The sequence below is a fragment of the Mesotoga sp. UBA5557 genome (genome assembly GCF_002425715.1).
In the GTDB taxonomy this organism is placed as follows: Bacteria; Thermotogota; Thermotogae; order Petrotogales; family Kosmotogaceae; genus Mesotoga.
Window position 1 is genome coordinate 197 of sequence record NZ_DIMV01000047.1, and the last position, 5,676, is coordinate 5,872.

The 5,676-nt window shown below is 44.2% G+C and carries 7 protein-coding genes; all 7 read left to right on the forward strand.

Features of this window, described 5'->3' with window-relative positions; translation table 11 throughout:
• Positions 1-451: 451 nt before the first annotated feature.
• On the forward strand, positions 452-625 hold the full coding sequence (locus B3157_RS05950) for a hypothetical protein (protein WP_292589579.1): 174 nt from the start codon (positions 452-454) through the stop codon (positions 623-625).
• 92 nt (positions 626-717) lie between these two features.
• Positions 718-1,245, forward strand: a complete 528-nt coding sequence (locus B3157_RS05955) for a restriction endonuclease (protein ID WP_292589581.1) — start codon at positions 718-720, stop codon at positions 1,243-1,245.
• Positions 1,246-1,388: 143 nt separating this feature from the next.
• Positions 1,389-1,721: an HNH endonuclease gene (locus B3157_RS05960; RefSeq protein ID WP_292589583.1), complete on the forward strand. Its 333-nt coding sequence runs from the start codon at positions 1,389-1,391 to the stop codon at positions 1,719-1,721.
• 118 nt (positions 1,722-1,839) lie between these two features.
• The gene (locus B3157_RS05965; protein WP_292589585.1) at positions 1,840-2,031 is read left to right on the forward strand and encodes a hypothetical protein; all 192 of its coding nucleotides are present in this window, start codon (positions 1,840-1,842) and stop codon (positions 2,029-2,031) included.
• 434 nt (positions 2,032-2,465) lie between these two features.
• Entirely contained in the window at positions 2,466-3,398 is a 933-nt protein-coding gene (locus B3157_RS05970; RefSeq protein ID WP_214078763.1) for a hypothetical protein, read from the forward strand.
• 288 nt (positions 3,399-3,686) lie between these two features.
• Positions 3,687-4,109, forward strand: coding sequence for a hypothetical protein (locus tag B3157_RS05975; protein WP_214061464.1), 423 nt, complete (start codon positions 3,687-3,689; stop codon positions 4,107-4,109).
• 5 nt (positions 4,110-4,114) lie between these two features.
• Positions 4,115-5,092, forward strand: a complete 978-nt coding sequence (locus B3157_RS05980; RefSeq protein WP_214061463.1) for a type II TA system antitoxin MqsA family protein — start codon at positions 4,115-4,117, stop codon at positions 5,090-5,092.
• The last annotated feature ends 584 nt before the right edge of the window (positions 5,093-5,676 follow it).

The window sequence follows — 5,676 nt, forward strand, 5'->3', positions numbered from 1 at the left end:
CCTATAGACAACATCTCGAGCGCGCTATGAATAGTCTCTCAGAAAAGTCCCTGTAGTTATCCTCGATCCTCAAGTAGCCGTAATGCGTGTGAGGCTGGAGAATTGAGAGAAGAGAAGCGCTGAAATTAATAGAAGGAGATTGCGAGAGGATTGTTCTTGTGGGGACACCTCGAAGGCGAGACGCGATAAATATCGGGTGGGGCTTTTTGCTACTGCTTTACTAGAATAACGATGGGAAACGCCGCCCTGACTTTTAGGCTCCATGGGATATTTCCTTTTTTTCCACTCTAGATTACCCCTCAGGGTTCTCATGGAAATAATTCTCCCCGGGATTCCCTTTCTTATGGAACTTTAACCGGGACGGAACTTTAACCGGGACAGACTCGCTTTTTCCATATTCATTACTTTCTATGATATCGAGCAAGCACATGCGACCGGAGAGAATCACTCAATGAGGTTTCAAGATGGCGGCATTACCTGCAAAGATGAAATTCTCCAAGACTGGAAGATGAACTGCATCCCTGATAATATTGTGAACATGACAATAGACGACTACGAGGAATTCCTTGAAGAGCGGCGTTATCTCATGGCACAGAAGATAAAGAGGTATTTCGCGGTTCTTTGAAGAATAGCTGAATTGATATTCGATGCGTTTCCTAGACGAGGTGTGGAAGTGGATTTCGATCGAAGTGGACATGAAGTGACAGGAAAAACCCTATGATTCTATACTACTTCAGGAAGTACTGGTGGGTGGTGTCGGCTGCAATCATTGCGCTTGCTTATGTGATCCCTTATCAGGTGGTTATTGGTCTGCTCGTTGCGCAGATCATCGCTGTGAATCTCGTTTCGTTCAGGATCAGACGTTATTTGAAGCCCGGACGAAATGTAAAGACTCTCAGAAACCTTCTCGTTCTCGAACTTAAGGACTTTCTAGAGAGCTACGGAGTTTCCTGTGATTTTCCTCCGAGGGGCGATTATTCCTCCGTTGATCTTATCGCGGAGATCTTCGGAGAAAAGACGGTCTTCTCTATAAGAGAGGGCAATGATGAAATTCATAAGTCCGAAGTGCAGAGTCTCGCCGCTTCTCTCTCGAAGCACGGGGCCAGTCACGGAGTTATTCTGGTCGATGGTCTGCTGCCTATTGAGGCAAAGAGATTGGCCGAGAGCTACGGTCTGGAATTCAAGAGATATCAGAAGTATAGGGAAGAAGTTCGGGAAGAACTCGATTCCAATCCTAACCGCTGATGTACATTCAAAGAGTTATCGATCAGAATCAAAAGGAGCTGCAGGAAGAATTCGGAGCTTCTGGGCGGAAGGTCATACTGCCGCGAAAACTACAAGGAGATCGTTGAGAAATTGAAAGCGGAAACAGGCTAGGAGGTGAAGCTTTGGAGTTGAAGAAGGGCGAGGTCTACAAGCGATCGCTGATTCATGAAGAGTATGGAGGGAATAGACAGAGCGGGATAGCATATCCTGCCAAACATGACATGGTTTTCATATTCACAGGCTTTTCGGGAGAGGAGTACGGTTACAACGATCGATGGGAGAATGGATACTTTCTCTATTATGGTGAAGGCCAAGAAGGCGATATGGAGTTTGTAAGAGGTAACAAGGCTATCAAAACCCAAAGAGAGAAAGGGAAATCTCTACATTCTTTCAGAAAGTCAGTAAAGGATTCGTCAAATACCTTGGAGAGCTGGAATATGTCGATGATTTCGTAGAGAGGGCCAGCACACCAAAGGCAATCTCCGCAAAGTGATCGTGTTCAAGTTGAAGCCAAAGGAGAGATGACTGCTCTCAGTGCAGAGATATAAAGCACCGGGGGTGATTACAGTGATCATGTTCGACAGAGTATGGAAGATGCTCCAGGAGATCGACGCAAGCAGACGGAAGAAGACGTTTGATGAGATTATTGAACTCCTCTCTTCTTCGAAGGACGAGAAGATGCTTCAGCTTAAAGACGACCTGCTGACATTCGAAGACGACATTCTAGATGATTCTGAAGATCCGATAAAGACGCTTCTAGGATGATAATCAAAGAGATACATTTACGATTGTTGTCTGGAAATCCTTACCGCTTGAGTCAATACTCAGAGAGCTTGATATTACCGATGATGAATTTTTGGCGTATTTGGTCTGTTTTGTAACATCGACTATTATAGTGTTAAAGGTACCCAGCTTTGCGAATAATCGGATCTTCCAATAAAAAAACACAGAGACATATTCCAAACAGCAGGATAAGGCACTGGTGATTTAGAAGAATTGAAAAAGGCCGGCAGGTGATGGTTGAAATGGCGTATTATATTGATCTGTTTTCGCCAGAAACATATGAAGCTTTTTCAAAGTCAGATAGAACTATTTCCGGATTTCGTATACGGCACAGAAATTTGGCAAACAAAGTTAATATCGGGGATAAACTTATATGTTACCTGACCAGACTCTCTCGCTGGATTGGTGTACTAGAAGTGACCAGCAAGCCTTTTATTGATGATTCTCCCCGTTTCTATGAAGCAAACGACCCGTTTATAGTAAGGTTCAAAGTCAAGCCACTGGTCTGGTTAGAAGTTGAGAAAGCCTTGCCAATACACGAGCCTGAGATATGGAAGGGATTATCCTTCACCAGAGACCTTCCGCCGAACTCGAATGCCTGGACCGGGAAGGTCAGGGGTAGTCTTGTTAGACTGGATGACGAAGACGGTGAGTTCTTGGAAGCAGTCCTATCAAATCAGGAACACTCCGGGAGGTTGTTCGCATACGACGTCGAAGCCTACAAGAAGTATCTACTACCTAGAGTCAGAGTTGAAAATAAAGACATACCTGTATCAGTCCCAACGGACGAGGACTCTGAAGATAAAGAAACGATAACTGAGCAAGCCGATGTGCGCGAGTCAATTAAGATTCAAGCCTTACTGGCAGATATTGGCGCTAAGATGGGAATGAAGATATGGATTCCCAGAAACGACCAAAGCAGAGTACTTTCTGAATGTAAGACCCGCAACCTGGCTATTCTGGATAGGCTACCACTTAATTACGATGAGACTACCCTAAAGACTATAGAGCAGATAGATGTTCTGTGGTTGAAAGGAAGATCTATCAAGAGGGCTTTCGAGGTAGAGCATACTACTTCAATCTACTCCGGTATTCTCAGAATGGCCGATCTGCTGGCGCTTCAGCCGAATATGGACATTAAGCTTCACATAGTAGCTCCATTCTCCAGAAAGGACAAGGTCTTTCAAGAACTGCAAAGACCTGTTTTTTCGTTGCTAGAACGTGGCCCTTTGTTTGAAACCTGCACATACCTTTCGTACGAAAGCGTAAGAGAGATAGCTTCTCTTTCTCATCTTGCACATCTTTCGGACGATGTATTAGAGGACTACAGCGAGAGTGCGGAAGATTAGGCATAACTCTTTTTCGTAGCAGACTCGCCTTTTTACATTTCATTCAAATCGGCTGTCAAGACTCGCATCTTCTGTAAGCTGAGCATCTACGATAAAGCAAGGTCGAGAAACTGGGCAAACTGAATTGCCGATCGAGACGCGGAATAAGAACTATGTCACTAAGATAGTGCTGGAATTCAGTGAACGTTTGGATGTATTCTTTTCGGACCGCTTGAGCGATGGAACCGTGACAAAAGTGTTTTTTGTTGACAAAGTTGACATAAACAATATATAATCTAGGAGAAGAGCATGGATCTGATGATGAATAAGCTGTTCTTCAATGTGCTTAGGAACAGAATACAAGAGATTATTGAAAACCGGGAATGCAATATCTACTTGCTCAGTGATGCGAAGAAGAACATAGATCTGATGAATGCTTTCTACAAGTCAGGAATAAGAGAGCATTATGATGTGCTTGAGGCCACGTGGAAGGTGGCGAGCGATATCTGCCCCGATGAGATCAAGGATGATAATCAAAGAGATACATTTACGATTGTCGTCTGGAAATACTTACCGCTCGAATCAATACTCAGAGAACTTGATATTACCGATGATGAATTTTTGGCCCCAGAAGACTATGAATACAAAGACAAAGTCTATTTCAAGCTGAGTTATAGCTTTAAGGAAAGGCTGATCTGTCTATCTTTGCATCTTGCAGAGTACGGGAGTTGATTTTCATGAGATGTCCCGAATGTGGAAGGGAAATGCGCCTATCTAAGGAAGAGAGCATCGAGAGTTTCAAGGGAAGTCAAGTCAGACTTTCCTACGATGTCTATAAATGTGATGAATGTGGAAGTTCATATGTAGATGCCCGATCTCTCGATGAAGCCTGGAAGAAGATCTGGGACGATTATGAGAAGGTCCATTGCATCCCATCGGCGGAAGATCTCAGGAAAGCCAGAGAGAATCTGAACCTCACTCAAGAAGAGATAGCGCTCCTGCTGGGAAGGACGAAGTCCCTGGTTTCTAAGCTTGAAGACGGCTCCAGAGCTCTTTCAGACAGGCTTCTCGGATCTTACACAAATCACATAATTCCAGGCGGAGAGGACTTCATCTCTTTTGTCAATTCTGCTGCGGTCCAGGGAAGGATCTCGCCGGACGATCGAGACAGAATAGTCGGCAAGACCAGCATTGGAAATGAATCCCGGCTTTCTCTTAGAGAGAGTATGATTATTGAAGCTCACGGAAATACCGAATCGTGCCTCAATGGCTTCAAGGTCTTTTCAGGAAAAACATTGAGTGCAGTCGTGGGGCGTTTCCTTTCCGAGATAGGACCTCTGGATCACATGAAATTGTTCAAGCTTATGTTCTACTCCGATACACTATCATTCGAGAGAAGGGGGATATCCATTACCGGTCTCAGGTATATTGCCAATCTCTATGGGCCTACGCCCGTGAAGTATGAAGATGTTGTCTCTTACCTTAAAGAAGCCGGAGTGGTCGAAGAAGGCAAGAAAGCCTCTGTGATGATCAAAGGAACGGCAAAGACCGATCATTTGCTCGCCGAAGAAGAGGAGATCATCGAGACGGTTGTGAAAAGATATGGTCACCTTACAAGCAGTCAGCTCTCATCTCTATCTCACAAGGAACCCTGCTGGAAAGAAACTGGAGAGAAAAAAGTCATAAAATACTGCAAGGGAATGATCAGAAACTAGTCCTGCTTGAATTACTAAATGAATGGGTAAGACTCCTAATTCTGCAGACGGATCAGTGTGAACTGCATAAGAAGCATTCTAAATGGGCCTAAATAGGGTCAGACTCCATTTTTCACACTAAACGAGAAATCAAAGATAAAAATCTGTGAGGGCATTTCTTAGGACAGAAAAGAAAGGTTAAGCGGAGCCCTTTAGTTAAATAGGGTCAGACTCCATTTTTCACACTAAACGAGAAATCAAAGATAAAAGTCTGTGAGAGTGTTTCAAAGGACAGAAAAGCGAAATTAAGCAATCTCGTTCCTTACTGTTGAGAAAGCAGATTCTGAGTCAGGCTCAGAATGACGTATTAAGTGTGTTTGGCATGATGGGAAGGGAGAACTTAAACTCCGTATCTAGAGCTGAATACGAACGATCAACACTCTTTTACGAACCAATACCCTGTACGCGCAGCGTCGGGCTCATGGTTGGTGCGTTGTGAGGTATGGGTGATGGGTAAGACCATTAGAGAAAGCTCTTTTCGGAGGATGCTGGACAAAGCAACAAAGCTCTTAGCACAACCATCGAAGATCGATGCCGCGAACAAG

Excerpts from the sequence above, each read along its gene's own strand:
- B3157_RS05955 (WP_292589581.1), top strand. The coding sequence starts at position 718 with ATGATTCTATACTACTTCAGGAAGTACTGGTGGGTGGTGTCGGCTGCA.
- B3157_RS05950 (WP_292589579.1), top strand. The coding sequence starts at position 452 with ATGAGGTTTCAAGATGGCGGCATTACCTGCAAAGATGAAATTCTCCAA.
- B3157_RS05965 (WP_292589585.1), top strand. The coding sequence starts at position 1,840 with ATGTTCGACAGAGTATGGAAGATGCTCCAGGAGATCGACGCAAGCAGA.
- B3157_RS05980 (WP_214061463.1), top strand. The coding sequence starts at position 4,115 with ATGAGATGTCCCGAATGTGGAAGGGAAATGCGCCTATCTAAGGAAGAG.
- B3157_RS05975 (WP_214061464.1), top strand. The coding sequence starts at position 3,687 with ATGGATCTGATGATGAATAAGCTGTTCTTCAATGTGCTTAGGAACAGA.